This is a genomic window from Actinomadura logoneensis, assembly GCF_003428695.1.
Lineage (GTDB): Bacteria > Actinomycetota > Actinomycetes > Streptosporangiales > Streptosporangiaceae > Spirillospora > Spirillospora logoneensis.
This window is the reverse complement of the sequence record NZ_QURH01001052.1, coordinates 1-25,216: the sequence shown is the minus strand read 5'-3', so window position 1 is coordinate 25,216 and position 25,216 is coordinate 1. Positions and strand designations below refer to the sequence as shown.

Annotated in this window: 26 protein-coding genes; 18 read left to right on the top strand and 8 right to left on the bottom strand. The window is 73.3% G+C overall.

Annotated features, from left to right (window positions below; translation table 11 throughout):
• Nucleotides 1-300 (bottom strand): hypothetical protein (locus tag DZF91_RS38380; RefSeq protein WP_199487183.1); only part of this gene is annotated, 300 nt, incomplete at its 3' end.
• Nucleotides 301-409: 109 nt separating this feature from the next.
• Here DZF91_RS38380 and DZF91_RS38375 point away from each other — a divergent pair.
• The 7 genes from DZF91_RS38375 (at nucleotide 410) to DZF91_RS38345 (ending at nucleotide 7,626) form a co-directional block, all read left to right on the top strand.
• Nucleotides 410-2,053, top strand: a complete 1,644-nt coding sequence (locus DZF91_RS38375) for an ABC-F family ATP-binding cassette domain-containing protein (protein ID WP_117361933.1) — start codon at nucleotides 410-412, stop codon at nucleotides 2,051-2,053.
• A gap of 156 nt (nucleotides 2,054-2,209) precedes the next feature.
• A complete protein-coding gene (locus DZF91_RS38370) occupies nucleotides 2,210-3,295 on the top strand; it encodes an NAD-dependent epimerase/dehydratase family protein (RefSeq protein ID WP_199487185.1) in 1,086 nt (361 codons plus the stop codon).
• A gap of 5 nt (nucleotides 3,296-3,300) precedes the next feature.
• Nucleotides 3,301-4,482, top strand: coding sequence for a glycosyltransferase family 4 protein (locus DZF91_RS38365; RefSeq protein ID WP_117361932.1), 1,182 nt, complete (start codon nucleotides 3,301-3,303; stop codon nucleotides 4,480-4,482).
• Nucleotides 4,483-4,485: 3 nt separating this feature from the next.
• A complete protein-coding gene (locus DZF91_RS38360) occupies nucleotides 4,486-5,226 on the top strand; it encodes a hypothetical protein (protein ID WP_117361931.1) in 741 nt (246 codons plus the stop codon).
• Nucleotides 5,223-5,711, top strand: coding sequence for a hypothetical protein (locus DZF91_RS38355; RefSeq protein ID WP_147341576.1), 489 nt, complete (start codon nucleotides 5,223-5,225; stop codon nucleotides 5,709-5,711). The genes DZF91_RS38360 and DZF91_RS38355 overlap by 4 nt, the downstream gene beginning before the upstream one ends.
• Complete coding sequence (locus tag DZF91_RS38350) at nucleotides 5,711-6,844, top strand: glycosyltransferase family 4 protein (protein ID WP_117361929.1); 1,134 nt, start codon at nucleotides 5,711-5,713, stop codon at nucleotides 6,842-6,844. Before DZF91_RS38355 ends, DZF91_RS38350 begins: the two co-directional genes overlap by 1 nt.
• Nucleotides 6,841-7,626 (top strand): hypothetical protein, encoded by a 786-nt coding sequence (locus DZF91_RS38345; protein WP_117361928.1) that lies wholly within the window; start codon nucleotides 6,841-6,843, stop codon nucleotides 7,624-7,626. Before DZF91_RS38350 ends, DZF91_RS38345 begins: the two co-directional genes overlap by 4 nt.
• A 73-nt stretch (nucleotides 7,627-7,699) precedes the next feature.
• Here DZF91_RS38345 and DZF91_RS38340 read toward each other — a convergent pair whose 3' ends face one another.
• Nucleotides 7,700-8,527 (bottom strand): VanW family protein, encoded by an 828-nt coding sequence (locus DZF91_RS38340; protein WP_158588146.1) that lies wholly within the window; start codon nucleotides 8,525-8,527, stop codon nucleotides 7,700-7,702.
• Between the two features lie 376 nt (nucleotides 8,528-8,903).
• Here DZF91_RS38340 and DZF91_RS38335 point away from each other — a divergent pair, with 376 nt between their 5' ends.
• The gene (locus DZF91_RS38335) at nucleotides 8,904-9,572 is read left to right on the top strand and encodes a sulfotransferase family protein (RefSeq protein ID WP_117361926.1); all 669 of its coding nucleotides are present in this window, start codon (nucleotides 8,904-8,906) and stop codon (nucleotides 9,570-9,572) included.
• Nucleotides 9,573-9,743: 171 nt separating this feature from the next.
• Here DZF91_RS38335 and DZF91_RS38330 read toward each other — a convergent pair whose 3' ends face one another.
• Nucleotides 9,744-9,965, bottom strand: coding sequence for a DUF6158 family protein (locus DZF91_RS38330; RefSeq protein ID WP_117361925.1), 222 nt, complete (start codon nucleotides 9,963-9,965; stop codon nucleotides 9,744-9,746).
• A 153-nt stretch (nucleotides 9,966-10,118) separates the two neighbouring features.
• On the opposite strand from DZF91_RS38330, the gene DZF91_RS38325 reads away from it, so the two are divergent.
• Complete coding sequence (locus DZF91_RS38325; protein WP_117361924.1) at nucleotides 10,119-10,559, top strand: 2,4'-dihydroxyacetophenone dioxygenase family protein; 441 nt, start codon at nucleotides 10,119-10,121, stop codon at nucleotides 10,557-10,559.
• Nucleotides 10,556-11,869 carry a cytochrome P450 gene (locus tag DZF91_RS38320; RefSeq protein ID WP_147341575.1) on the top strand — a complete coding sequence of 438 codons (1,314 nt, stop codon included), beginning with the start codon at nucleotides 10,556-10,558 and terminating at the stop codon, nucleotides 11,867-11,869. The genes DZF91_RS38325 and DZF91_RS38320 overlap by 4 nt, the downstream gene beginning before the upstream one ends.
• A 42-nt stretch (nucleotides 11,870-11,911) precedes the next feature.
• Here DZF91_RS38320 and DZF91_RS43015 read toward each other — a convergent pair whose 3' ends face one another.
• Nucleotides 11,912-13,558, bottom strand: coding sequence for a bifunctional phosphatase PAP2/diacylglycerol kinase family protein (locus DZF91_RS43015; RefSeq protein ID WP_117361922.1), 1,647 nt, complete (start codon nucleotides 13,556-13,558; stop codon nucleotides 11,912-11,914).
• Between the two features lie 209 nt (nucleotides 13,559-13,767).
• Between DZF91_RS43015 and DZF91_RS38310 the strand changes: the two genes are divergently transcribed.
• From DZF91_RS38310 to DZF91_RS38300, 3 genes are all read left to right on the top strand, one after another.
• Nucleotides 13,768-14,751, top strand: a complete 984-nt coding sequence (locus DZF91_RS38310) for an ABC transporter permease (protein ID WP_117361921.1) — start codon at nucleotides 13,768-13,770, stop codon at nucleotides 14,749-14,751.
• Nucleotides 14,744-15,538, top strand: a complete 795-nt coding sequence (locus DZF91_RS38305) for an ABC transporter ATP-binding protein (RefSeq protein ID WP_235834866.1) — start codon at nucleotides 14,744-14,746, stop codon at nucleotides 15,536-15,538. The genes DZF91_RS38310 and DZF91_RS38305 overlap by 8 nt, the downstream gene beginning before the upstream one ends.
• Nucleotides 15,539-15,732: 194 nt before the next feature.
• Nucleotides 15,733-16,257 carry a YbhB/YbcL family Raf kinase inhibitor-like protein gene (locus DZF91_RS38300; protein ID WP_199487182.1) on the top strand — a complete coding sequence of 175 codons (525 nt, stop codon included), beginning with the start codon at nucleotides 15,733-15,735 and terminating at the stop codon, nucleotides 16,255-16,257.
• 43 nt (nucleotides 16,258-16,300) lie between these two features.
• Here DZF91_RS38300 and DZF91_RS38295 read toward each other — a convergent pair whose 3' ends face one another.
• Nucleotides 16,301-16,729: a MarR family winged helix-turn-helix transcriptional regulator gene (locus tag DZF91_RS38295; protein ID WP_117361920.1), complete on the bottom strand. Its 429-nt coding sequence runs from the start codon at nucleotides 16,727-16,729 to the stop codon at nucleotides 16,301-16,303.
• Between the two features lie 103 nt (nucleotides 16,730-16,832).
• On the opposite strand from DZF91_RS38295, the gene DZF91_RS38290 reads away from it, so the two are divergent.
• Together DZF91_RS38290 and DZF91_RS38285 are read left to right on the top strand one after the other, a co-directional pair.
• The gene (locus DZF91_RS38290; protein ID WP_117361919.1) at nucleotides 16,833-17,174 is read left to right on the top strand and encodes a DMT family transporter; all 342 of its coding nucleotides are present in this window, start codon (nucleotides 16,833-16,835) and stop codon (nucleotides 17,172-17,174) included.
• Nucleotides 17,175-17,207: 33 nt separating this feature from the next.
• Nucleotides 17,208-17,528 carry a DMT family transporter gene (locus DZF91_RS38285; protein WP_117361918.1) on the top strand — a complete coding sequence of 107 codons (321 nt, stop codon included), beginning with the start codon at nucleotides 17,208-17,210 and terminating at the stop codon, nucleotides 17,526-17,528.
• 146 nt (nucleotides 17,529-17,674) lie between these two features.
• Here the strand turns inward: DZF91_RS38285 and DZF91_RS38280 are convergent, their stop codons facing one another.
• The gene (locus DZF91_RS38280) at nucleotides 17,675-19,675 is read right to left on the bottom strand and encodes a VWA domain-containing protein (protein WP_117361917.1); all 2,001 of its coding nucleotides are present in this window, start codon (nucleotides 19,673-19,675) and stop codon (nucleotides 17,675-17,677) included.
• Between the two features lie 228 nt (nucleotides 19,676-19,903).
• Between DZF91_RS38280 and DZF91_RS38275 the strand changes: the two genes are divergently transcribed.
• Together DZF91_RS38275 and DZF91_RS38270 are read left to right on the top strand one after the other, a co-directional pair.
• Entirely contained in the window at nucleotides 19,904-20,359 is a 456-nt protein-coding gene (locus DZF91_RS38275; RefSeq protein ID WP_199487181.1) for an ATP-binding cassette domain-containing protein, read from the top strand.
• Nucleotides 20,356-20,739 carry an ATP-binding protein gene (locus DZF91_RS38270; protein ID WP_117361915.1) on the top strand — a complete coding sequence of 128 codons (384 nt, stop codon included), beginning with the start codon at nucleotides 20,356-20,358 and terminating at the stop codon, nucleotides 20,737-20,739. The genes DZF91_RS38275 and DZF91_RS38270 overlap by 4 nt, the downstream gene beginning before the upstream one ends.
• A gap of 8 nt (nucleotides 20,740-20,747) precedes the next feature.
• On the opposite strand, the gene DZF91_RS38265 is transcribed toward DZF91_RS38270, so the two are convergent.
• Complete coding sequence (locus DZF91_RS38265; protein ID WP_117361914.1) at nucleotides 20,748-21,740, bottom strand: helix-turn-helix domain-containing protein; 993 nt, start codon at nucleotides 21,738-21,740, stop codon at nucleotides 20,748-20,750.
• A 58-nt stretch (nucleotides 21,741-21,798) separates the two neighbouring features.
• Here DZF91_RS38265 and DZF91_RS38260 point away from each other — a divergent pair, with 58 nt between their 5' ends.
• Entirely contained in the window at nucleotides 21,799-23,007 is a 1,209-nt protein-coding gene (locus DZF91_RS38260) for an MFS transporter (protein ID WP_199487180.1), read from the top strand.
• A 145-nt stretch (nucleotides 23,008-23,152) separates the two neighbouring features.
• Here DZF91_RS38260 and DZF91_RS38255 read toward each other — a convergent pair whose 3' ends face one another.
• Nucleotides 23,153-24,463, bottom strand: a complete 1,311-nt coding sequence (locus DZF91_RS38255; protein ID WP_117361934.1) for a KamA family radical SAM protein — start codon at nucleotides 24,461-24,463, stop codon at nucleotides 23,153-23,155.
• Nucleotides 24,464-25,216: the final 753 nt, after the last annotated feature.

Genomic DNA, 25,216 nt, shown 5'->3' with positions numbered 1-25,216 from the left:
GACCGGGCGCGGGGTGACCGGGACGCGCTCGCGCGCGGGTGTGCGCAGCAGGCGGACGCCGGTGGGACGGCCGGGCTCGGCGCCGGTGGGGCGGAGGGCCGACGGTGCGCTGTGGCCCGCGAGTCCGTCGTCCTCGTCGCCGCAGCCGGGCGAGGCGGTCTCCACGCTCACCGCCGTCTCCGGGACGACGGCCGGGGCGATCTCGGCGGGGCCGGTCAGCGCGGCGACCACCGCGAGGAGGGCGAGCAGCGCCCGGACCGACGGCCGGGCGGATACCTCCTTGAACCGGGCTGCTCGCACAGAACGAACCTTACATCACTCTCTGTGACCGTACTAGCGCGATGAGTGAAGAACATGGTTCGGAAAAGGAGTTGACCAGGGACGGCCCGACTTCGGAGGATCGTGGCCCATGGGACACGTCGAGGTCGGTCATCTGAGTCACACGCTGCCGGACGGGCGGGTCCTGCTGGCGGACGTGTCCTTCCGGGTCGGGGACGGGGTCACCGCGGCCCTGGTCGGTCCCAACGGGGCGGGGAAGACGACGCTGCTGCGGACGATCGCCGGGGACCTGGCGCCGCAGGAGGGGTCGGTCGCGCACAGCGGCGGTCTCGGCGTGATGCGGCAGTTCATCGGGAACGTCCGGGACGGGTCGTCGGTGCAGGACCTGCTGCTGACCACCGCGCCGCAGCGGCTGCGGGACGCGGCGGCGACGCTGGAGGCGGCCGAGCTCGCGATGATCGAGAAGGACGACGAGCCCGCCCAGATGCGGTACGCCGGTGCGCTCGCGGGCTGGGGCGACGCGGGCGGCTACGAGGCCGAGGTGCTGTGGGACGCGTGCACGGTCGCGGCGCTCGGCGTCCCGTTCGACCGCTGCCGGTACCGGGACGTGACGACGCTGTCGGGCGGGGAGCAGAAGCGGCTCGTCCTGGAGGCGCTGCTGCGCGGCCCCGACGAGGTGCTCCTGCTGGACGAGCCGGACAACTACCTCGACGTCCCCGGCAAGCGCTGGCTGGAGGACCGGCTGCGCGAGACGCCCAAGACGGTGCTGCTGGTGTCGCACGACCGGGAGCTGCTCGACCGGGCGGCCGACCGGATCGTGACGGTGGAGGCCGGGACGGTCTGGATCCACGGCGGCCGGTTCGCGACCTACGCCGCCGCGCGCCGGGACCGCAACGAGCGGCTGGAGGAGCTGCGCCGCCGCTGGGACGAGGAGCACGCCAAGCTCAAGCAGCTCGTGCTGATGCTGAAGACCAAGGCCACCTACAACGACGGGCTGGCGTCGCGGTACCAGGCGGCGCAGACGCGGCTGCGCAAGTTCGAGGAGGCCGGACCGCCGGAGGTCCCGCCGCGCGACCAGAGCCTCAAGATGCGGCTGCGCGGCGGCCGGACCGGTAAACGCGCCGTGATCTGCGAGGACCTGGAGCTGACCGGGCTGATGCGGCCGTTCGACGCCGAGTTCTGGTACGGCGAGCGGATCGCGGTGCTCGGCTCGAACGGGTCGGGCAAGTCGCACTTCCTGCGGCTGCTCGCGCACGTGGCCGAGGAGCTGCCGCGCGGCGCGACACCGGTCGAGCCGGTGGCGCACACCGGCGTCGCCCGGCTCGGGGCGCGCGTGGTGCCGGGGCTGTTCGCGCAGACGCACGCCCGCCCCGACCTGGCCGGACGCACGCCGTGCGAGATCGTGATGACCGAGCACGCGCGGCTGCGCAACGACGCGATGAACGCGCTCGCCCGCTACGAGCTGCAGCACTGCGCGGAGCAGCCGTTCGAGACGCTGTCGGGCGGGCAGCAGGCGCGGCTGCAGATCCTGCTGCTGGAGCTGGGCGGCGCGACGCTGCTCCTGCTGGACGAGCCGACCGACAACCTCGACCTCGCCAGCGCCGAGGCGCTGCAGGAGGGCCTGGAGTCGTACGAGGGCACGGTCGTGGCGGTGACGCACGACCGGTGGTTCGCGCGGTCGTTCGACCGGTTCGTGGTGTTCCGGTCGGACGGGTCGGTGACCGAGGCGCCGGAACCGGTGTGGGACGAGTCCCGGGTCGTCCGCCAGCGCTGATTCCCGCCGGGCGCCGATCCCCGCCGGCGCTGATCCCCACTGGCGCTGATCCCCGCCGGGGCGGCGCACGCCTTGGCCACAGCAGGCCGTGAGAGGCCGTGGGCGCGAAATGTCCGCCTCGTACCTGGTCAGCCTCTGTATGGTGCTTCGGTGCGGATGGTGATCACAGGGGCGGCCGGGTTCATCGGGAGCCGGGTCGCGGCCGCGGCGGCGCGGGCCGGACACGACGTGCTGGCCGTGGACGCGCCCGACCGCGCGCTCGCGCCCGGCACGGTCCGCCGCAGGTGGGACGCGCTCGCGGTGCCGAAGGCCGAACTCGACCTGGCGTCCGCGGACCTTTCGGCCCTGGCCTCGGCGGACGCGGTCGTCCACCTGGCCGGACGGCCCGGGATCCGCTCGTCGTGGGGCGCCGAGGACGCCATCCGCCGGGACAACGTGGACGCGACCCGGCGGGTCCTGGCGGCGGCGGCCGGACGCGTCGTCGTGGCGTCCAGCTCGTCGGTGTACGGCTCGGCGGGACGGGACCGCCCGACCCGCGAGGACGACCCGCTCGCGCCCGCCAGCCCGTACGCGGCCAGCAAGGTCGCGGCCGAACGCCTCGCCCGGCGGCGTCCGGACACGGTCGTGCTGCGCTACTTCTCGGTCTACGGACCCGGCCAGCGTCCGGACATGGCCTTCCACCGGTTCGCGGAGGCGGCGCTGGCCGGACGTCCGCTCCCGGTGTTCGGCGACGGGCGCAAGGCCCGCTCGTTCACGCACGTGGACGACGTGGTCGCCGCGACGCTCGCCGCGACGACGGCCGAGGTGCCGGACGGCACGGCGATCAACGTGGGCCATCCGGAGCCGGTGACCGTGCGGGCGGCGATCGCGCTGCTCGGCCGCGTCCTGGACGTCCGGCCGCGGATCGAGTGGGCCGCGCCCGTCGCCGGGGACGCCGACCGCACCTGGGCCGATCCGGCCCGAGCCCGCGAACTGCTCGGCTGGACGCCGCGCATCGCCCTCGCGGACGGCCTGGCCGACCAGATCGCCTGGCACCGCGGCAACCTCCGTCACGCGGAGACCGCCCCCCGACGCCGGAGCGCCCTCGACCCAGAGGACGCGGGCCACCTCGGGAACGTCGGGCACCTCGAGAACGCGGGCCACCTCGGGACCGCAGGGCACCTCGAGAACGCGGGGCACCTCGGAGACGCAGGGCACCTCGGGGACGCGTGGCACCGGGAGAGCGCGACGGCCGTCCTATGAGCCGGATGACCTCACTGGACCACCGCGCGGCCTACTTCGCCTTCGACCTTTTCCCGTCGGCGAAGGGCGCCGCCGTCCACATCGCGCAGATGGCGGACGAGTTGTTCACGCACTTCGGCGGCGGACTGCTGGGCGTGACGGGCGGCGGGCCGCTGCCGCCCCGGCAGGTCGAGGGCGCGCGGGAGATCGTCCGGTTCGGGAACGCCCTGCCGAACCTGCTCGACCGGTTCGAGGCGTTCTCGGCGTGGGTGGCCGGGCTGGTCGCCGAGCAGGCCGGGACGCTGGAACTCGTCCACGTCCGCGACCCGTGGGGCGCGCTGCCCGTCGTGGCCGTGCCGGACCGGCGGTACCGGGTCGTGTACGAGATGAACGGACTGCCGTCGGTCGAGCTGCGGCACACGCGTCCGGGCGTGCCGGAGCGGACGCTCGCGAAGATCCGCGAGCTGGAGCGGCGGTGCCTGGCGGAGGCGGACGCGGTCATCGTTCCGTCGGAGGTCAACGCGCGGGCCGTCCGGGCGTACGGCGTGCCGGACGAGAAGATCACCGTCGTGCCGAACGGCGCGGACGTCCCGGAGCCGCCTCCGCGCCCCGCGGACGCGCCCGAGCGGTACCTCGTCTACGTCGGCGCGCTCCAGCCCTGGCAGGGTCTGGACGTGCTGCTGCGGGCGTTCGCCCGGCTCGCCGACCTGCCCGACCTGCGGCTGGTGGTCTGCTCGTCCGTTCCGCCGCGGCGGGCCAAGCCGCTGCGGCGGCTGGCCCGGCACCTGGGCGTCGAGGACCGCGTCGAGTGGCGGTTCGCCGTCCCGCACGCGGACGTCGCGGCCTGGCTGCGGCACGCCGAGGTGTCGGTCGCGCCGCTCACCGCCTGCGCCCGCAACCTCGACCAGGGCTGCGCGCCGCTGAAGGTGCTGGAGTCGATGGCGGCCGGGACCCCGGTCGTCGCGTCCGACCTGCCGGTGGTGCGCGAGCTGATGACCGACCGGGAGCACGGACGGCTCGTCCCGGCGGACCGTCCGGCCGAGCTGGCCCGGGCCGTCCGGGTCCTGCTGGAGTATCCCGAGCAGGCGCGGGCGATGGGCGCCCGCGCGCGCGAGCACGTCGCGGAGACCCTGACGTGGCGGGCCTCGCGCGCCCGACTCGCAGGCGTCTACCGTTCTCTGTCCCCCCAGCCACTCGATCGGTGGTGACGCATGTTCTGGCGTAAGCAGCGCAAGGCGTGGGAGCGTCTGCATCCCCTGCACCGGCAGCTCGCGGAGGAGCAGCGGTTCTCGGCCACGCTCCCGGCCGCCGAGTGGGCCGAGCTCGCGACCGGCCTCGCCACCCACGATCAGACGATCACCAAGCGGAAGTGGCGGCTTCCCCCGCGCGCCGCGTCGGTGCTCGTCCCGGTCCTGCGCGTCCTGCGGGAGGACATGGAGCCGGGAGCGCCGCTCGGCGTGACGACCGACCTGCGCGGCGCGGTCGTCCCCGACAAGGGCGGCGAGCTGCGCGGCCTCCAGGTCCGGCCTCCGGCGTTGGCGGGGTCGGAGAGGTTCTTCACCGATCCCTGGCTGCTCGTCCGGGCCGAGCTGCGCGACGGGAGCGTGCTGGAGCTCGCGGTCGTCGACCGCGTGCGGCAGCGCCGGATCCGCAAGAAGAGCCGCAGCGGGAAGATCAAGCACAAGGTGAAGGAGAAGCCGGTGCGGGTCGTCCGGGCGACGCGGCGGCTGCCGAAGGGCATGGCCGTGGCGCGGCCCGCTCCCCCCGCCCCTGCCTGGCTGGCCGTGACCGCCCAGCAGAAGGAGAACGGCCGGACGGTGCTGCGCGCGACGGCGAAGGGCCCCGCCCACGCCGATCACCGGGTGATCGAGCTGATCCTGACCGTCACCGGCGAGCTGTTCCGCTGGACGCCGCCGCGGAGGTCCGCGGCCACCCCGAGGAGGGCCCGTTGACCACTCCCCCCATGCCGCCCATGCCGCCTACCGGACCGCCGTCCGGACCGGGCGGGTACGGCGCGGCGGCGCGGTGCGCGATGCTCACCGGGTTCTTCGTGCTGCGCCGCTGCGGCCGGCCCGCCGCGGCCCACTGCCCGTCCTGCACGCGCGCCGTGTGCCCCGAGCACTCCGGCCCCGACGCGCTCTGCTCGGAATGCCGGGGCCGGCTCGCGGAACACGCCCACGACCCGTCGTGGACGTACGGCTACCGGCGCACCCACTACGAGAACAGCTCGTCGGTGTACGGCTCCAACACCTGGTACCCGGACTTCGACCAGCACGACCGGAACGCGTTCGAGGCGGGCGGCGGAGACTACGGTTCCGCGCCGGGCGGCGACGACTGGGCCGCGGCGTCCGGCGACCACACCGGCGGGGACGAGTGGGACGGCTCGGACACCGGGGGCGACTGGGACTCCGGCGGCGACGGGCTCGTGGACAGCTGATGCCGCGCGTCCTCTGGATCACCGAGCACTATCCGCCCAGCAGGGGCGGCATGTCCGAGTCGTGCGACCGGATCGTCCGGGGCCTGCGCGCCGCGGGCGTCGAGACCGACCTCGTCCACCTCACCCGGCGCGACGTCCGGTGGGAGGTGCGGCGCGAGGTCGGCGGACGGCGGCTCGCCGCGCCGCTCGGCACCGACCCCGAGCACGCGCTGCGCCGCCTCTGGACGCAGCTCACCGCCGCCCGCATGACCGGGTACACGCACGTCGTGGCGTTCGGCGGTGTCCTCGCGCCGCTCGCGGCTCCCGTCCTGGCCGCGCTGCTGGACGCGTCGCTGGTCACGCTGCTGCGGGGCAACGACATCGACGTCGGCCCGTTCTCGATGCGGCGGCGCGGCGCGCTGGCCGAGGCGCTGCGGGCGTCCGCGCGGGTCTGCATCGTCGCGCGCTCGCACATCCCGCTGGTCAGGGCGCTCGCGCCGGACGCCGAGGTGACGTTCGTGGCGAACAGCGTGGACACCTCGTCCTGGGAGCTGCTGCCCTCCGAGCGGCGGCGCGCGGACGGGTGGCGCGCGGCGAACGTCGCGGCCGGGGTCCGGACGCTCGGCCTGGTCGGGCAGCTCAAGGCCAAGAAGGGCGTGGACTTCCTGCTCGACGCGCTGCCGTCGGACGCGTTCCACCTGGTGCTCGCCGGCGAGGCGGACGAGGCCGTGACCGAGCGGCTCGGCCGGTTCGCGCACTCGGTGCTGCCGTTCCAGGAGCGGTACGACCTGCCCGCCGTGTACGCCGCGTGCGACCTGGTCGCGCTGCCGTCGTTCTACGACGGGATGCCGAACGTGGCGCTGGAGGCCGCCGCGCTGGGCGTCCCGCTGCTGTGCTCGGACGCGGGCGGCCTCGCCGACGTCGCCGACGACGAGATCGGCTTCACCTTCGCGGCGGGCGACGCCGACGGCTGCCGCGACGCCGTCCGGCGCGCGGTGGCGGCATCGGACGCCGAGCTGGCCAAGCTCGGCGCCGCCGCGGCCGAGCGGATCCGCCGCGACTTCACCCCCGCCGCCGAAACCGCCGGCTACCTGCGGGTCCTTACCGAGACGTCGGCGGAGAGGGACGCCGGGACGGCCCCCCGGGCCGGATGATCGCCTGCTACGCGCGCGGTGCGGGGTTCGGGCACCTGACCCGCGTCCGGGCCGCCCTGCACACCCTCGGCCGCGAGGGCGAACCGGTGACGCTGGTGTCGGACTCGCCGTTCGCGGCCCGGCTCGTCCCGGAGTGGCCGGTCGTGCCGTCGCTGTCCGGCGTGGACGCCGACGAGGTGTGGATCGACGCGTTCCCGGCCGGAATCCACGGCGAGCTGAGGGTCCCGGACGGCCGGTTCCGGGTCGTCCATCTGGCCCGGCTTCTGCGGTGGCCCGTCTACGAAAGGCTGCTGCCCGCCGTCCCGCCGCGGATCGACACCACCTACATCTGCGAGCCGCTGACGCGCGCGCAGGAGGAGTACCTGCGTTCCGTCTCCGGCGAGGTGACGACGCTGGAGCTCGTGGACCCGCCCGCCACAGCCGATGAGGATGCGGATGCGGATGCCGTCGGGTGGCTGGTCGTCCATTCGGGGCCGGACGAGGAGATCCGCGAACTGGTCGCCTACGCCGCCGACATGGCCGCCGCCGAGGGTGTCCGGCCCCGGTTCACGCTCGTCGCGCCGCGGGTGCCGGACGGCCTGCTGGTACCGGTCGTCCATCGGGACGTCCATCCGGCGTGGCCGCTCGGGGCGCACGCGGACCGGATCGTCACGGCGGGCGGCTTCAACGCCGTCCGGCAGTTCGCGCCGTGGCGGGAACGCCACCGGATCATGCCGTTCCCACGCCGCCTGGACGACCAGTTCGCGCGTGCGGCCCGCGTCCGCGCCGAAGCGGCGGGCTAAGCGGCGGGTCAGGAGGACGGGCCGCGCGGGACATCGCCCGAGCCGAAGGATCGCCGCGCTGCTGGAGGGCTGTTCAGCGTCCGGTGCAGGTGACCTTGGGTTCCGGCTGGTAGACGGTGTGGAAGCGGTCGCGGCGGATCGTCCGTCCGTGCTGGGACAACGTCCGGTACACGTCGATCTGGAATCCCGGGCCGCCGGGCATGGGGACGCAGCGGCGGCTCGCGTCGCTGAAGGTCCCGGCGCGGGTGAGGGCGTACCGCTTGGACGAGACGGTCTTCACCTCGTACTTCGGCGTCCCCCAGAGCGAGACGGTCAGCGAGCCCCCGTCGACCCGCGCGCGGATGCGGACCGGTCCCGCCGAGTCGTTGCGCCAGACGAAGTCGAGCGACGGCCATGCGACGGCCGCCTCTCGGCCCTTGGGGTACTCGGGCATCCACAACGTGTGCGGATGGGACTTGGTGATGCTGAGGCCCGCCTCGAACACCGCGTTCCACAGCGTCGCCGACACCTGGCAGATGCCGCCGCCCAGGTCGTCCACGAGGCGCGACCCGACGATGGTCGGCGCGGGCACGTAGCCGCGGGCGGCGCTGCGCGGCCCGACGACCTTGTTGAAGGAGAACGAGCCACCGGCCGGGACGACGTGGCCGTCGACGGCCTTCGCGCCGAGCCGGATGTTCGTCACGCGCGCCTCGCCCGGCTTGAAGCCGGTGGTGAACTCGGCGAGCCTGCGCGAACCGTCGCGAGGGTCGGTGTCGGCGGGCCGCGCCGACACCGGGTCGGCGGGCCGCCGTCCGGCGGATCCGGAGCCGCCGCCGAGGGCCGACTCCAGGCCCGGGCCGCCGCCGGCCGCGAACGCGTACCCGCCGGCGAGCGCCACGACCGCGACCGGGACACCGGTCATGACGGGCCACCATCGGCGCATCCGTTCCCTCGGTTCCGGACGCCTCCTCCGATGCCGAACCATGACCGGGCCCCACCTCCAACAACGCGGACGACCCGGCCCACGGTACGCACAGCCCACCGGCGGATGCCCACTTTCGGACGGCCCGAATGGGATAGATCACGCGAGGTAAACCGATCGCGGGGTCCAGCCGTCGGTAAGACGTCCTCGCAGGTCAGATCGGCAGGCGGGGACGGGGATCGCCGACGGGCGCGACCGACGTCCCGACACTTCCGACATATCGACTCCGACCGTCTATGCCATATTTCGGTCGGGTCCATGCCCGTTTCACGGTGCCGCCCTTGACCGTCCCGCCGCCGGATGTGACGGTCGCCAGGTGGACGTCATCGGCGCGGGATACGGGCGCACCGGCACCCTCTCCCTGAAGACCGCACTGGAACGGCTCGGCTTCGGCCCCTGCCACCACATGATGGAGATGGGGCGGCCCGGCCAGCTCCAGGCGTGGCGGGCCAAGACGCGCGGCGAGCCCGTCCCGTGGGAGACCCTGTTCACCGGCTACCGCTCGGCGGTGGACTGGCCGTCCGCCGCCTACTGGCGCGAGACGACCGCCCACTACCGCGACGCGAAGGTCGTGCTGAGCGTCCGGGACCCGCGCGCCTGGGTCGCCAGTATGCGCGCGACGATCCTCACCCAGTTCGCCCGCACCCAGAGCCCGCCCGGACGCGTGCTGGCCTCGCTCTCCTCGGTGTTCGGCACGCGGTTCGCGGCGTTCGTCGAGATGACGTCCGCCATGCCGGAGGTGCGCGAGTTCCCGACGCTCAGCGACGACGAGCTGGTGGAGCGGTTCGAGCGGCACACGGCCGAGGTCGTCGAGACCGTCCCGGCCGAACGGCTGCTCGTGTACGAGGTGAAGCAGGGATGGGAACCGCTGTGCGCGTTCCTGGACGTCCCGGTCCCGGACGAGCCGTTCCCGCGCGTCAACGACAGCGCGGAGTTCAGCTCGGACGCCCGCCGCATGATCCTCCGCATGGCCGTCACCCGCTGACCACCGCCGGCCGGGCGAGCGCGCACGGACGCAGCGTCAGCGCACACAGACGCAGCGTCAGCGCCCACAGACGTCCGTCAGCGGACGGACGGCGCACGCCAGGAGGCCGACGGCGCGGGTCAGCGGCGCGGTCAGCAGGCGGAGGCGCGGGTCAGCGGCGGACGGGGTGGGTCAGCGGGCGCGGGCGCCGGCGCGGAGGCGTTCGGGGTCCACCTCGCGGCCCGGCCTGCGGCGCACGTACTCGGCCTCGTACTGGTTCATCCGGCGGGTGTGCTCGCTGAACGCGTTGTCCGATCCGTGCCGGAGGGTCTCCATGCGGGTCGCGTAGAGATGTCCCAGTTCGCGCAGCAGGTCGTCCTCGGTGAGGTCGCTCGGGTCAACACCGTTGGGCATCGCGCTCTCCTCCGTTCCTCGCGGGCGGCACCGCTCGCACCCCTACCCGGCCGCGCACGGACGAACCGGCCGCGCCGCGCGGAACCGGTCGGCCGGGCCGGGCGCAGGGGCGGGCCCTTGCGCGGACGACGCACCCTACCTAGCGTTTGCTCCATGACAGAGGCGATCACGGTCGGGCACGTCCACGACGACGACGTCCCCTGGGTGCAGGCGGGTCCGGTGGGGTTGAAGGTGCTGCTGGTCTCGGCGGACACCTGGGTGGTCCGCAACCGGTTCGCCGCCGGGTTCGCGCTGCCGACGCACAAGCACACGGGCGGCGTCCACGGCCACACCTTCTCGGGCCGCTGGCGGTACGCCGAGTACGGCGTGGACTACGTCGCCGGGACCTACATCTACGAGCCGCCCGGATCGGTCCACACGCTGACCGTCCTGGAGGACGACACCGAGATCCTCTTCGTGATCCAGGGCGCCTTCATCGAGTACGGCAAGGACGGGCAGATCAGCGGTGTCGTGGACGGCGAGTCCACGCTGAACGCCTACCTCGCCCTCTGCGACGCCGCCGCGATCCCGCGCCCGGCGGGCATCCTGCGGTGACCGGCGGACGTCCGGGAGGGACGGGCGGGCAGCGAGAACGGACGGACGGGCCTCCCCGAGCAGCAAGCGGAGCGCCCGGAGCAGCAAGCGAGCCTGCCGAAGCAGCGAGCGGATCTCCCGGAGCGGCGAGCGGAGCGCCCGCGCCGATCGGGGCGGACTTCCCGGACGGCGCGTTCGGCGCGGGGCACCCGCTCGCGCTCTACGCGGAGATCCGGAAGCGGAGCCCGGTCCGGCATCCGGCGCTGCCGCTGTGGGTCGCGGGCTCGCACGCGCACGTGCACCGGGTCGCGGCCGACCCGGAGGCGTTCCGGTCCCGCGACGGGATCCTGGTCTCCGACATCGGGCACGCCTACGACGCGCCGCCGACGATCATGCACACCGATCCGCCGGACCACACCCGCTACCGGGGCCTGGTCGCGCCCGCGTTCCGCCCGGCCGTCACGCGGGCGCTGGAGGGGGCCGTCCGGGACCGCGTCCGCGCCCTGCTGGACGGCCTGCCGCCCACGTTCGACGCCGTGGCCGAGCTCGCCGTCCCGCTGCCGCTGCAGGTGATCTGCCTGCTGCTCGGCGTGCCGGAGGCGGACTGGCCGCGCTTCCACCGCTGGACCGAGGCGATCGTCCCCGGCGTCTCCGGCCTCCCGGAGGACGAGCGGGACGCGCTGCGCGTCGAGTGCGGCACGTTCCTGCTGGAGACCGCGCACCGGCGGCGCGCCGACCCGCGCGACGACGTGGTCTCCCGGCTCGCGCTGGCCGAGCTGGACGGCGACCGGCTCACCGACCTGGAGCTGGTCATGTTCCTGATCCAGCTGCTCGTGGCGGGGAACGAGACGACCCGGCACGCGATCTCGGGCGGGCTGCTGGCGTTGGCGTCGGACCCGTCCCAGTGGACGACGCTGCGCGACCGCCCCGGCCTGCTGCCGTCGGCGGTCGAGGAGATCCTGCGCTGGACGTCGCCGGTGGCCTACTTCCTGCGGACCGCCACGCGGGACGTCCCCCTGGGCGAGGCCGTGGTCCGCCAGGGTGAGCACGTGATGCTGCTGTTCGGGGCGGCGAACCACGATCCGGCGGCGTTCGGGGAGGACGCCGGCCGGTTCGACATCAGGCGCCGTCCAGCCGGGCCGAACCTCGCCTTCGGCTACGGACCGCACTTCTGCCTCGGCGCGGCGCTGGCCCGGATGGAGATCCGCGTCCTGCTGGAGGAGCTGGGCCTCCGGCACGCCCGCCTGACCGTGACCGGTGCACCCGCGTGGAACGGGTCGCCGGTGGTGACCGGCCTGGCCCGCCTCCCCCTGACCGGCACCGATCGCTGATCCGCGGCGCCGGTCAGGGAGTGTCGCGGCCGGATGCCCGAGCTAGTGGGGGCGCAGGGGGACGAAGACCTGGAGCGCCCTCGGCTCGATGGTGAAGCGGACCGTGGACGGCAGCTCGGTGACCTCGCCGTCGACCGCGAGCTTGAACCCGCCGTTCTTGTGCGTGAGCTCCAGCACGCCGCTCTTCCAGTCCCGCAGGCCCGGCGCGAGGTGCAGGCCGCCGCCCATGACGGACGCCAGCGCCCGGACGCGCGGGACGCGGTGGCCGATCTCGACGAGGCGGATGTCGAAGAGCCCGTCGTTCAGGCTCGACCGCCAGGTCGGCGCGGGGCCGCGCGAACCGTAGACGCCGTTGCCGACGAACGCGAGCCAGACCTTGCGCGGGATGCCGTCCACGATCATGTCGTGGGGTTCGAAGCCGCGCAGCGTGCGGATCGCGGCCACGGCCATGGCGGGCCACTTGCCGAGCCGTCCCTCCAGCTTCTCGCGGCGGCTGACCAGGTGGGTGTACGCGCCGAAGCTCGCGGTGTTGAGGAAGGTGATGTCGCCGGGGGCGACGCGTCCGACGTCCACGCGGCCGATGCGCCCGTCCCGGTAGGCGGTCACGGCGTCGCCGACGGTCTCGACGCCGAGGGCGCGGGCGAAGTGGTCGAACGTGCCGCCGGGGACGACCAGCAGCGGCACCTTGTGGGCGAGCGCCGCGCGGGCGGCGGCGTTCACCGTGCCGTCGCCGCCGACGACGGCGAGGGCGTCGGCGCGGGAGGCGGCGTCGTCCAGGATGCGGGTCAGGTCGTCGTCCTGTTCGCCGCCGCCCGCGCCGCCCCTGCCGCTCGCCTTCGCGGCCTCGTCCGCCACACCCGAAGCCTCGTCGGTGTCGTCTTCCGGTTTGCCGAACCGGATGATCTCGGCGTCCGGGAGCTCGCGCTCCAGAATCCGCGCGACCGACTCCGCGCGGCTGGGCCACGGCGTGTCGTCCCCGGTGTTGGAGCCGGACCCCATGTTCACCACGGCGACCACGCCGCGCCCGCCCTCCTGGACGGCCATCTGCTCGGTGGCCGTCGGCGACACCTTCGCGATGGCCGGACGGGCGGGCCAGACCATCCGGGTGCCGAGAGCGGCGAGGACGCCGACCGCCGCGCCTGCCAGGACGTCGCCGGGGTAGTGCGCGCCGGTGTAGACGCGGGAGAAGCCGACGGCGGCGGCGAGGCCGGCGACCGGGACGGCGACGACCGGCGGGGCCTCCATCGCGACGCCCGCGGCGAACGCCGCGGCCGAGGCGGTGTGGCCGGACGGGAAGGCGTGCGAGGTCGGCAGCTTCCACCGGATCCGGACCGGCGGCACCAGGTCCACGACGGGGCGGCGGCGGCGGAACGCCTGCTTGCCGAGCAGGTTCACGACCGGGCTGGCGACCGCGATCCCGGCGAGCCCGCGCAGCGCGGCGCGGCGCAGCCGGGGGCGGCCGGTCGCGCCGAGTGCGGCGGCGGTGCCGAACCACAGCACGCCGTGGTCGGCGGTGTGCGACAGCCGGGGCAGGACGCCCTCCAGCCCCGGCAGGCGGGCCGCGGCGACCCAGGCGAACGCGTCCCGGTCCAGGCGGCCGAGCCTGGCCAGCAGGCCGCCGCCCCCGCCCGTTCCTCCTCCCGCCACGGCGGGTGCGGTCTTCGGAGCCGTCCGGTAAGTCGATTGCATGAGACGGGTATCCCCCGCGAGCCGGACATGATTCCCCGGAAACCGGGGGCCGGCGGCGGGGGGACGGGGAGCCGCGGACCAGCGGTGCCGGTGTGACGTTGCGCACATTCCGCCGTGACGTCCCAGAACCTCCCGTTTTCGGTCAGTGTGGGGCCTCAAATAAGGGCGAACGTCTCGCACAGACTGCGGTCTGCAATAGGCTTCCGAGCATGAGTCACCCGGAACCGACCGGCTCCTCGGGTGGCGAGTCGGTCGGCACGCTCGCGGAACCCCCACGCACGAACATCGGGAGCAGCGAGTCCCTGGCCGCCTACGCCGCCCGCTTCGGCCTCAAGCAGAGCGCGGCGCGCCCCCCGCTGCGCAAGTACCTCCAGGATGTCTGGGCGCGGCGCCACTTCATCTGGGCCTTCGCGTCCGCCAAGAACATCGCGATGTACAGCGACTCCCGCCTGGGCCAGGTGTGGCAGCTGCTCACGCCTCTGCTGAACGTCGGCGTCTACTTCCTGATCTTCGGGCTGCTGCTCAACACCTCGCGCCACCTGCCGGACTTCCTGCCGTTCCTGGTGACCGGCGTGTTCATGTTCGGCTTCATGCAGCGCTCCATCCAGTCGGGCTCCAAGTCGGTCGGCGACAACCTGTCGCTGATCCGGGCCCTGCACTTCCCGCGCGCCACGCTGCCGCTCGCCATCGCGGTCGTGGAGTTCCAGCAGCTGCTGCTCTCGCTGGTCGTCCTGATGATCATCGTGGTCGGGTTCGGCGAGCCGATCTCCCCGCACATGCTGCTGTTCGTCCCGGTGGTCGGGATGCAGCTCATGTTCAACGTCGGCGCCGGGATGATGATGGCCCGGCTGGGCGCGTTCAACCGCGACATCACCCAGCTGCTGCCGTTCGTCACCCGCACCTGGCTGTACCTGTCCGGCGTGATCTGGTCGATCCCGCAGCTGATCAAGGACAACTCGTTCCTGAAGACGCACGTCTGGGTCGGCGAGATCCTCAAGGCGAATCCCGGGTATGTGTACGTGGAGCTGAGCCGGCACACCCTGCTCGGCAAGTACCGGCACTACGTCCACCACGACCTGCACCAGCACTCGACCGCCCAGCTGTGGATCTACGCCCTGCTCTGGGCCGTGGTGGCCCTGGCGGCCGGGTTCATGTTCTTCTACCGTGCCGAGGAGCGATACGGCCGTGGTTAACGCCCAGCTGGCGCAGAACCCCGTGAACATCGACCCCACGCGCGAGCCGATCGTCGTGGTGGACGGCCTGCACATCGTCTACCGCGTGTACGGCGCGGGCGGCAAGGGCAACGCCGCGTCCGCGATGTCCCGGGTGATCAAGCGTCAGAAGCGCCCGAGCATGACCGAGGTGCACGCGATCAAGGGCCTGTCCTTCGTCGCGTACCGCGGCGAGGCCGTCGGCGTGATCGGCACCAACGGTTCCGGCAAGTCCACGCTGCTGCAGGCCATCGCGGGCCTGCTGCCGCCCGCCCGCGGCGGGGTCTACACCGACGGCCAGCCGTCCCTGCTGGGCGTCAACGCGGCCCTGATGAAGGACCTCACCGGCGAGCGCAACATCGTCCTCGGCTGCCTGGCCATGGGCATGACGCCGCAGGAGACCAAGGAGAAGTACCAGGAGGTCGTCGACTTCGCCGGCCTCAAGCCGGGCTTCATCAACTACCCCATGCGGACGTACTCGTCCGGCATGGGCGCCCGGCTCCGGTTCGCGATCGCCGCCGCCAAGACCCACGACGTGCTGCTGATCGACGAGGCGCTGGCCACCGGCGACGGCAAGTTCCGCGCCAAGTCCAAGCGCCGGATCGAGGAGCTGCGCAAGGAGGCGGGCGCGGTGTTCCTGGTCGCCCACCAGCTCGACGTGGTCCGCGAGACCTGCGACCGCGTGATCTGGCTGGACGACGGCCAGATGCGCATGGACGGCCCCCCGGACGAGGTCATCTCCGCCTACACCGAGGCCACCCAGAAGTAACGGGCCACCCAGAAGTAACGCGCGCCTCCCTGACCCCGCCCTCGTCCCGGCCCGCTTCGGCCGGGGGGCGGGGTCTTTGGCGTTCCCGGCAGGAGGGACGCCGCCGGAGCGGCGGGGCGGGCGGGCGCGATCGGCGGAGGGCGTGGCGGGCCTGATAGGTATGGGGAAAACGGCTAACAGGAAGAGGAGTGATCATGGCCGGCAAGCCGCCGCTCCCGCACGAACACCTGCCGGAGGTCCCGTCGTTCACGCTGGAGAGCGACGACATCGCCGACGGCGAGCACCTGGCGAACAGGCACGTGTTCGATGACTGGGGCTTCTCCGGCGAGAACCTGTCGCCGCACCTGCGCTGGTCGGGCTTCCCCGCCGGCACCAAGAGCTTCGCGGTGACCTGCTACGACCCGGACGCGCCGACCGGCTCGGGCTTCTGGCACTGGCTGCTGTTCGACGTCCCGGCGGACGTGACCGAGCTGCCGACGGGCGCGGGCTCCGCCGACGCCAAGATCGGCGTCCAGGCCCGCAACGACTACGGCAACAAGGAGTTCGGCGGGGCCGCGCCGCCGCCCGGCGACCCGCACCGCTACGTCTTCACCGTCCACGCCCTGGACGTGGAGTCCCTGGGCGTCCCGTCCGACGCGATGCCCGCCGTGGTCGGCTTCAACATCACCGCCCACACCCTGGGGCGCGCCACCCTGGTCCCGGTCTACGGCATCCGGTGAGCCGCGGTGAGGGCGCCCCCGCGGTGCCCTCACCCCCTCCCGGCTACCCGGAGCGGCGGGTGGCGCCCAGGACCTCGGCCGTCTCCTCCGCCTCGTCCAGGGTCGCGGTGAGGGTCTCCTCGTAGGCGGGACGCGCCTGCCGGTAGCGCTCCCGCCCGGCGTCCGTGATCACCGTGTAGACGCCGCGCCGGTCGTCCGGGCAGAGGTCGCGGTAGCCGAACCCGGCGGCGTCCAGACGGCCCACCAGCCGGGTGACCGAGCTCTGGTTGAGGCCCAGCCCGGCGGCGAGGTCCTGCATCCGCAGCTCCCCGTCCGGGGCCTCGGCCAGCAGCGCCAGCGCGCGGTACTCCGACAGGCCGAGGCCGTGGTGCCGCTGCAGGACGGCCCCGAGCCGCTGCTCCACCCGCGCGTGCAGCGCCAGGACCCGGTTCCACAGCCGCGCGTCGGCCTGCCCCTGAAGCGTCGTCGCCATCACGCCGTCCCCCTCCGAGCTTGGTTGACACCAGCTTACTTGTACATGCATACTCTTGCTCCGTCAGAACTTGCATATACATACAAATACCTGGAGTCCTCCGATGGCCTGGATCTACCTGCTGATCGCGTCCGTCTTCGAGGTCGTGTTCGCGCTCGCCACCAACGCGACCCACGGCTTCACCGAGCTGTGGCCGTCGCTGCTCACCGCCGGCGCGGCGGCGGGCGGGATCTACTTCCTCAGCCAGGCCCTCCGGACGCTGGACGTCGGGGTCGGCTACACCGTCTGGACCGGCATCGGCTCGGTCGGCACCGTCGCCCTCGGCACCGTGATCTTCCACGAGTCCATGACGGTCTGGAAGGCCCTCGCGTTCGTCCTGATCATCGGCGGGGTGCTCGGACTCAAGCTCTCCGACAAGCTCTCCCCCGCCTCGTCCTCCTCCTGACCCCCACCCCTCGTTCCGGAACGGAGCCCTCCCATGGCCTGGTTCTTCCTGGCGCTCGCCATCGCCTTCGAGATCGCCTTCGCCCTCGGCACCAACGCGACCCGCGGCTTCACCCGGCTGTGGCCGTCGGTCCTCACCCTGCTCGCCGCGAGCGGCGGGATCTTCACCCTCAGCCTCGCCCTGCGCACCCTCGACGTCAGCGTCGGCTACACCATCTGGACGGGCATCGGCTCGATCGGCACGGTCCTGTTCGGCGCGCTGATCTACAAGGAGCGCATCACCCTGCCGAAGCTGCTGTCCTTCGCCGCGATCATCGCCGGCGCCCTCACCCTGAAACTCGCCGCCGGTGTCTGACGGCCCCGCAGGTCGGCCGCGGACCACGCGGCCGGCCTTCGCGCGCGGCATGTCGCTGCCCCACTCCAGGGTCCGGACGTGCGCCGGCACTCCTCAGCCGACGTCGGCCACTCCCGTACCCGGGCACTTCCGGGCCGCGCCACGGCTCACGACCCGGCGGGGCCCACTGACCGATCCGGCCGGCAGGAGCCCCCACCGGTGGTCCTGGCGTGGTGGCAGGTCACGGGCGGATGCGGCGGCGGCATGACCGGCCTGTGGCGGGTGTTCGTGATCACGCAGATCACGTCGTCGCCGGGCTGGAGCGTGATGTGGTCGCCGTTCTGGACGGTCATGCGACGCCCATGGTTGAAGCACCGCCAGGACGAGGCGCGGTATCCGCCGGGCCCCTGGTGTTCGGAGAGGGTGTAGCCGCCGGGCGGGACGGCGGCGTGCGTGACGGCGCGCTGCCCGGTCCGCCCCTGGATCGTCTGGGGTCCCGTGGCGCGCAGCACCCAGCGGCGAGGGCCGGCCGTCCCCCGGCGATACGGCTTGACCTTCTTCACCAGGGTGAGGTGCGCCGTCTGCTCCGTCGTCTCGGCGGGACGGTCATAGACCGTGCAGCTCACGGCGGTGTCACTGGAGACCTGAACCGAGAACCCTGGACGCGCGTCCTCTGCGCCACCGACGTTGGTGGTCTCGACCGGTGTGCCGTCCACGAGGTTGACGCATTCGGCGTTGCGGCCGTCGCGGGGAACCAGGCTGTAGCCCGGGTGCTGTTGCTCGTGCACGGTCACGGACCCGCTGGCGGCCCCGGTGAAGTTGGGCTCGAACGAGACCGATCCGGTGCCGTCGTCGCTGGTGGTCTGGGTGTCGGGGAGACCGCCGATGCCCGGGGTCGAGGTGGAGGCGTCGAAGACCCAGCCGGGCCCGGCGGGTTGGGCCCCTTCGACGTCGGAACCGGTCCGGTCGCCCGGGACCAGCTGCTTGACGACGGTGAGCGACCCCTGGCACTGCCTGTGCACCAGGTCGCTCAGGGCCTGGCCGGCGGCCTGGTAGTCGGCGGTCTGGAAGTAGTCGGCGGCGGCCGTGTTCGAGCCGTTGTAGGCGGTGGGCCCCGAGATGGACCGGAGGTTGAGCTCGGTCAGCCCTGCGACGCCCCTGCCCACGCCCAGGGCGAACGACCGTGTGCCCTTGGCCTTGACGGCGTTGGCGGAGAAGATCCCGTTCTCCACCTCGGCGATCCGGGTGTTGGAGCCGTCGCCGTGGATCGTCCGGCCGTAGTAGGTCGGGTTGCCGTCGGTGAGCACGACCATCAGCTCGTAGTGCTCCGGCGCGTCGGCGACCTCGCGCATCGCCTGGTCCCAGTTGGTGCCCTTGCCGAGCTGCCAGTCGGCGTAGAGCCTCTTGAAGGACGCGGCGTCCGAGGCCGTCGACACCGAGCGCAGCGCCGGGTAGTTCGTCGTGGCGGTGCTGGGCGAGTTCTTGTCGAAGGTGAACAGCGCCATCCGGGACGGGGTGCCGACCAGGGCGTCGGTGAACTGGTCGGCGGCCCTCTTCAGCTCCGGCAGCGCACTGCCCACCGAGGCCGACAGGTCCAGGACGAGCGCGACGTCCAGCCCGCAGCGCGCGGGAAGGCGCGGGTTGTTCCGCGACTGCTGCCAGATGCCGCTGGACGCCGTGGGCACCTTGGCGTCGCTGATCATGAAGTCCGAGGTGGAACGGTAGGTCTGCCCGGCGCTCAGGGCCGGGGTCTGGAACCGGTACGGCGTCGCCTGCGAACCGGAGCCGCTTCCCGGGCCCGTCCGCAGTTCCGGATTGGTGAACCAGCCGGTGGGAGCGGACAGCTGACCGACCCAGAACCGCCGCCCCTGGTTCACGCCGCCGGTCCCGGTGTCGGGGATCTGGAAGGAGCAGTCGCCGTCCTGGTCCGCGACGCAGACGGCCCACGCGTCGGGCAGCGGACCGGTCGCGGCCTCGTCGGCGAACAGCGCCAGCCGCACACCGGGAAGCGGCTCGACCGAACCGTCGGCGCGCCGGTCACCGCCCGTCCGGACGGTCACCACCGAGGAGTTCGCGGTCGGCTGGGGCACCGTGGCGGGACGGTGCGCGGCGCGGCCTGTCGCCGCGTCCACGGAACGCGCGGCGCCGCAGAACGCCGCGGTGGCCATGGTGGCCGCCGTGAAAGCGGCGAGTACCGCCCGGAGCGTTCTGACACGGCCCCGACTGATGTCCCTCTGCACCGTTCACTCCCCCGCAAGATCAACTGCCAGTGATCACGCATCGCAGTCGAATGATCGCGGAGAGGTCGGCACCGGGGGTTCGCTCGGCGATCGTCCCCGGGGTTGAGGGACCGTGGGGCGATGTGCTCGGAGCGGAAGGCTGTGAGCGTTGGGGCCGTGATCGAACTCGAAGGGCTCTGTAAGCGGTACGGGCCGGTGACGGCCGTGGACGATCTCTCGTTCACGGCCCGGCCGGGGATGGTGACCGGGTTTCTGGGGCCGAACGGGGCGGGCAAGTCAACGACGATGCGGGTGATGCTCGGGCTGGCGGCTCCGGATGCGGGGCGGGCACTCGTCGGGGGACGGCGGTACCGGGAGCTGAAACGTCCGCTGCTGCAGGTCGGAGCACTGCTGGAGACGGCCGCGCCGCATCGGGGGCGGAGCGGGTACGCGCATCTGCTGTGGCTCGCGCGGTCGCAGGGGATCGGGGTCCGGCGGGTCCGGGAGGTGTTGGAGCTGGTCGGGCTCGCGGACGCCGGCCGGCGGCGCGTCGGCGGGTACCGCCCAGCTGGTGATCGTGGCGTACGAGTCGGGGCTCGCGGGGCGATGACGCGGACGGCGGTGCGCGGGTGAAGAGGCGTGCGCTCGGTGACGTCGCGGTGGCGTGCGGCCTCGCCGCGCTGCCGCCGCTGGCGGGATTCCAGCCGCTGGACGGCCGGGCCTGGGCCGTGTCCGTGGCGGCGGCGCTGCCGCTGGTGGTGCGGCGGCGGTGGCCGGTCGCGGTGTTCGCCGCGTCGGACGCCGAGGCGTCCGCGCGGTGCCGGGTCGCTGTCCGGAACCGGCCACGGACGCTCGAGATCGAGGTGCGCGACAGCGGGCCCGCGCGCGGCGGGACGTCCGGCGGCTTCGGGCCGGTCGGGATGCGGGAGCGCGCGCTCGCGCACGAGGGCGAGTTCGACGCCGGGCCGACCCCGGACGGCGGGTTCGAGGTCAGGGCCGTCCTGCGCTACTGACCCTTCGGTCAGGGCGGGACCTCGCTGTTGAGCAGGGCGTCGCCCAGCTCGGTGCGGCGGTACAGGACGGCGCGTCCGTACCGGTCGCGGACGACGAGCCCGCACTCGCGCAGGACGGCGAGGTGGTCGCCGACGTTGCCGAGGCTCATGGTCAGCAGGGCGGACAGGCGGGTCGTGGTGGTCGGCTCGTCCAGGGCGCGCAGGACGTCGGCGCGGGTCCGGCCGATGAGCTTGGGCAGGCCGTCGTTCGGCGGCGTGTGCCGGGACCAGAGCGTGGCGACGCCGCGCGCCCGGTAGGACAGCGTGTTGCGCCACGGCGGCTCGGTCGAGTAGCCGAGGTCGGCGAAGACCGAGGGCAGGAACAGGAGCCCGCCGCCGTTCAGGGACGTCCGGGGGCCGTCCAGCCCGGAGAGCTCGATCAGGCCGCCGGTCGCGGACGGGTGCCAGTGGACGCGCGGGGACAGCCCGGCCAGGGCCTCGCCCCAGCCGTACACGGCGAGGCGCCCGGCCCGGTACAGCACGTCCCGCTCGAAGATCGTCCGGATGGTGGGCCAGTCCGGCGCGATGAGCGCGGCGAAGGCCCGGGCGAGGCCGTTCGCCAGCAGCGGCACGACCTCGGGCGAGTCCAGGACGGTCCGGACGCCGCGGTCCGGGGAGGCGAGGCCCGCCCGGTTCAGCGCCAGCTCGTGCCGCGCGAGGGCGAGCGGCGTGGCCAGCACCTGGGCCAGCTGCTCTTCGAGGGTGATGTGGACGCGGGCGGGCGGCGGCGTCACGAAGTCGGCCATGTAGCCGCCGCGCCGCCGCAGGTAGGCCAGGGCCCGCACGGCCGGGTCGTCCATCAGCGCCCGGAACGCCGGACGCGCGCGCCGCACCCACGGCTCCAGCGGGCCGACGTCGTGCCGCCCGGCCAGGACGCCGAGCGCGCAGGTGACCTCTATCAGGGGCGACACCGCGAACCGCGAGGCGGTGACGTCCCCTGGACCGACCTCGATCCACGCCATGTTTCGCTCCTGCCCGAAACCTTAGCGTTGTAGGCAATATGCCGCGATGGTGCATTTCGTGACGACGACTTCCACCACGTCCCCCGCCACCGTCGCCTACCGCGACATCTTCGCCGTCCGCGAGTTCCGGGTCCTGTTCGCGCTCCGGGTGATCCTCGTCGGCGGCGACATGGTGCGGATGCTCGCGCTCTCCGTCCTGGTGTACCAGCGGACCGGATCGTCCCTGCTCGCCGCGCTCGCCTACACCGCCGAGATGTTCCCCTACGTCATCGGCGGCGCCCTCCTGCTCTCGCACACCGACCGGCTGCCGCCGCGCCGCCTGCTCGTCGGCGTCTACCTCGTCCAGTCCGGGACGTCCGCCGTGCTCGCCACCGGCGTGCTGCCCGTCGGCGGGACCCTCGCCGTGATGTTCGCGCTGGGCCTGCTGATGCCGCTCGCGTCCGCGTCCACCTGGGCGATGCTGAGCGAGATCCTGCCCGGGGACGGCGGGTACGTGCTGGGCCGGTCCGTCTTCACGATGACGGCGGGCGGCGCGCAGATCGCCGGGCAGGCGTGCGGCGGCCTGCTGATCGCCGCCGTCGGCCCGTCCAACACGCTCTGGCTCTCCTGCGGGACCGCCGGATGCGCCGCCCTGCTCGCCCGGATCGGGCTGGCCACCCGTCCGCCGCGCGTGCAGGGCGAGCGGGACGGCGGGGCCGCGCGCGAGACCTGGCGCGTCAACCGGGCCCTGCTGCGCGACCCGGTGGTGCGCGGAAGCCTCTTCGCCATGTGGCTGCCCGCCGCGCTCGCGACCGGCGCGGAGGGCGTCGTGATCCCGTACGCCGCGTCCCTCGGCAAGCCGGAGCAGGCGGGTTTCGTCCTCGCCGGGATCGCCGCCGGGATGCTGCTGGGCAACCTGGTCGTCGGACGGTTCGTGCCGACCGGCCCGCGCGAGCGGATCGGGCTGCTGCTGGCGCTGCTGAACGGGCTGCCGCTGGTGCTGTTCGCGCTCCGGCCGGGCATCGCGGTCGCCTGCGTCCTCGGCCTCGCGGGGGCGGCCGGGCTCAGCTACGAGCTGAGCATCCAGCAGCGGTTCGTCGACGCCGTCCCGGAGGACCGGCGCGGGCAGGCGTTCGGCCTGCTCACCACGGGCACCATGACGCTCCAGTCGGGCGCGATGGCGGGTGCGGGCGCGATCGCCGAGGGCCTGTCCCCCGGCGTCACGATGGCGCTGTTCGGCGCGGCGTCGGCGTGCGCCGCCCTCGCCCTCTCCCGCCACCTCCGCTGACCCCCGAACCGCGCCGGCGCCGCCGGAGGGGTGGTCTCTCGGCGGCGGGACGGTCGGCTCGGAGGCCGGGCCCCGATTGGTCACCTTCGGGGCCCGGCGTCGGCGGCCGGGGTTCCGCCCTGGGCTCCCGGCCTGTTTCCGGGCCTTACGCCTGGAAGGGGAACTTGTCGGCGAAGGCGGGCTTGAGGTCGTCCAGCCAGACGGCGTTCGGGTCGAACTTGGCGTAGAAGGGCCGGTTCACCAGGGACGCGTCGCGCGCCTGGATGAAGTGCAGCGCGAAGACCTTCTCGCCGAACAGGTCGAGGACACCGTCCACGCACACCTTGCCGGGCGTCGCGGACATCGACGGCCCGCGCACGGTCCGGGCGAGCCCGGAGACGTGGGAGTAGGCATCCCGGAAGATCTCGTAGGCGTCGGCCAGCGGGACGGCGAAGTAGTCCTGGGGGCCGGTGTCACGCTCCACGAACATGTAGTAGGGCACCAGGCCCATGCGCGTCTGGGTGCGCCACATGTCCTCCCAGACCCTCGGGTCGTCGTTGATGGTGCGGATCAGCGGGGCCTGCGTCCGGATGACCGCGCCCGTGTCGCGGATGCGGCGGCACGCCTCGGCGACCATCAGCGGCTCCAGCTCGCGCGGGTGCGAGAAGTGCGCCATGAACGCCAGGTTCTTGCCGGACTGGACGACCTGCTCGAAAAGCCGCAGCATCGAGTCGGCGTCCGGGTCGGTGACGAACTTCTGCGGCCAGTAGGCCAGCGACTTGGTGCCGATCCGGATCGACTCGAGCTGCTCCAGGTCGAGCAGCGGCTCGAGGTAGCGGCGCAGCACCGGCTCACCCATGATCATCGCGTCGCCGCCGGTGAACAGGACGCTGGTGACCTCGGGGTGCGCCAGCAGGTACTCGCGCAGCTGCGCCGGCTCGTCCCCGGCCATCTTCAGGTCCGGCTCGCCGACGAACTGCGCCCAGCGGAAGCAGTAGGTGCAGTACGCGTGACAGGTCTGCCCCTGCTTGGGGAAGTAGAGGACGGTCTCGTCGTACTTGTGCTGGAGACCCGGGATCTTGCCGTCCCCGAAGGTCGGGATGTTCAGCTCCATCTGCCCCGCCGGGTGCGGGTTGAGCTTCATCCGCACCGCGTGCGCGGCGGCCTCCACCTCCGCCTTGGGCGCCTCGCGGCGCAGCAGGTCGGCTAGGTGAGCGACGTCCGCCTCCGGCAGCATGTCCTCCTGCGGGAAGACCAGCCGGTAGATCGGGTCGTCCGGCGCGGCGGACCAGTCGATGAGCTCCTCGATGACGTAGGCGTTGGTACGGAACGGCAGGACGGTCGCCACCGCCCTCACCGCGAGCTGCTGGTCCGGCGAGAGTCCGGCACGGGCGGTCAGCTCGTCCAGATGCTTCGCCGTGAAGGCGCGGAACTTGCGACCGGTGGATCGCGTATCGGGCGCCGCGTCGTTCACCATCGTCACGTGTGGGTACTCCTTGGGATTCAGCGGGGATGCGGGTACCGCGCCCGGGCCGAGGTGCCCGGAGAGCCGTCCCCGCGGAGGGGGGTGTCACTTCGTCACGGACAGTCAGCGTTCAGGTCCGGTCAACTCCCATTGAAGCGCCGAAAACGCATACATGCCGAATAGATACCCCCCAATCGATACAAAGAAGCTGGTCAGCGCGAGCCGCCCGTGGTCGCCCCCGGCCGGCCCGTCCGGCTCGCACCAGGTACAACGACTACGGCGCGTAAAAGTGGCGAGCCGAACCGTTTGCCTATGCTGGTGTGGAGATACTCGCGGAGGGAACGCTCGAGGCGTGCGGGGCGTTCGACCCGATGCGGGCGACTCCGCAGAGCGCCCCGGAGCGATGGCCGCGACCGACGCTGAGGGGGGCCGGTGAAGGCGACCGGGCATGACGCGGGGCCGGAGGCGACGGCCGCCGGACGCCCCGGCCCGATACCCGCACGCCCTGACACGAGCCCCGGCACCACGAGCCCCGGCCCGAGTCCTGGCCCGACAGGGCCTGACGCGAATCCCGGCCCGGCGAGCACTGGCCCGGCGAGCACGGGCCCGCCGAGCACTGGCCCGGCGAGCACGGGCCCGCCGAGCACTGGCCCGGCAAGTACGGGCACGAGCCCCGGCGCGAGCTCGGCGCGAAGCGAGGCGACGCGGGGCGGGGGTGGGCGGGCCGCGGCCGAGGGAACCGGCGAGGAGCGGGCTCCGGCGCCG

Bases quoted from the DNA above. Each gene is read 5' to 3' on its own strand.
- DZF91_RS43015 (WP_117361922.1), bottom strand. From the start codon at position 13,558: ATGCAATCGACTTACCGGACGGCTCCGAAGACCGCACCCGCCGTGGCG.
- DZF91_RS38300 (WP_199487182.1), top strand. From the start codon at position 15,733: ATGGCCGGCAAGCCGCCGCTCCCGCACGAACACCTGCCGGAGGTCCCG.
- DZF91_RS38265 (WP_117361914.1), bottom strand. From the start codon at position 21,740: ATGGCGTGGATCGAGGTCGGTCCAGGGGACGTCACCGCCTCGCGGTTC.
- DZF91_RS38345 (WP_117361928.1), top strand. From the start codon at position 6,841: ATGATCGCCTGCTACGCGCGCGGTGCGGGGTTCGGGCACCTGACCCGC.
- DZF91_RS38285 (WP_117361918.1), top strand. From the start codon at position 17,208: ATGGCCTGGTTCTTCCTGGCGCTCGCCATCGCCTTCGAGATCGCCTTC.
- DZF91_RS38365 (WP_117361932.1), top strand. From the start codon at position 3,301: ATGACCTCACTGGACCACCGCGCGGCCTACTTCGCCTTCGACCTTTTC.
- DZF91_RS38350 (WP_117361929.1), top strand. From the start codon at position 5,711: ATGCCGCGCGTCCTCTGGATCACCGAGCACTATCCGCCCAGCAGGGGC.
- DZF91_RS38280 (WP_117361917.1), bottom strand. From the start codon at position 19,675: ATGGCCACCGCGGCGTTCTGCGGCGCCGCGCGTTCCGTGGACGCGGCG.
- DZF91_RS38255 (WP_117361934.1), bottom strand. From the start codon at position 24,463: ATGGTGAACGACGCGGCGCCCGATACGCGATCCACCGGTCGCAAGTTC.
- DZF91_RS38330 (WP_117361925.1), bottom strand. From the start codon at position 9,965: ATGCCCAACGGTGTTGACCCGAGCGACCTCACCGAGGACGACCTGCTG.
- DZF91_RS38375 (WP_117361933.1), top strand. From the start codon at position 410: ATGGGACACGTCGAGGTCGGTCATCTGAGTCACACGCTGCCGGACGGG.
- DZF91_RS38310 (WP_117361921.1), top strand. From the start codon at position 13,768: ATGAGTCACCCGGAACCGACCGGCTCCTCGGGTGGCGAGTCGGTCGGC.
- DZF91_RS38325 (WP_117361924.1), top strand. From the start codon at position 10,119: ATGACAGAGGCGATCACGGTCGGGCACGTCCACGACGACGACGTCCCC.
- DZF91_RS38290 (WP_117361919.1), top strand. From the start codon at position 16,833: ATGGCCTGGATCTACCTGCTGATCGCGTCCGTCTTCGAGGTCGTGTTC.
- DZF91_RS38360 (WP_117361931.1), top strand. From the start codon at position 4,486: ATGTTCTGGCGTAAGCAGCGCAAGGCGTGGGAGCGTCTGCATCCCCTG.
- DZF91_RS38340 (WP_158588146.1), bottom strand. From the start codon at position 8,527: ATGACCGGTGTCCCGGTCGCGGTCGTGGCGCTCGCCGGCGGGTACGCG.
- DZF91_RS38370 (WP_199487185.1), top strand. From the start codon at position 2,210: ATGGTGATCACAGGGGCGGCCGGGTTCATCGGGAGCCGGGTCGCGGCC.
- DZF91_RS38295 (WP_117361920.1), bottom strand. From the start codon at position 16,729: ATGGCGACGACGCTTCAGGGGCAGGCCGACGCGCGGCTGTGGAACCGG.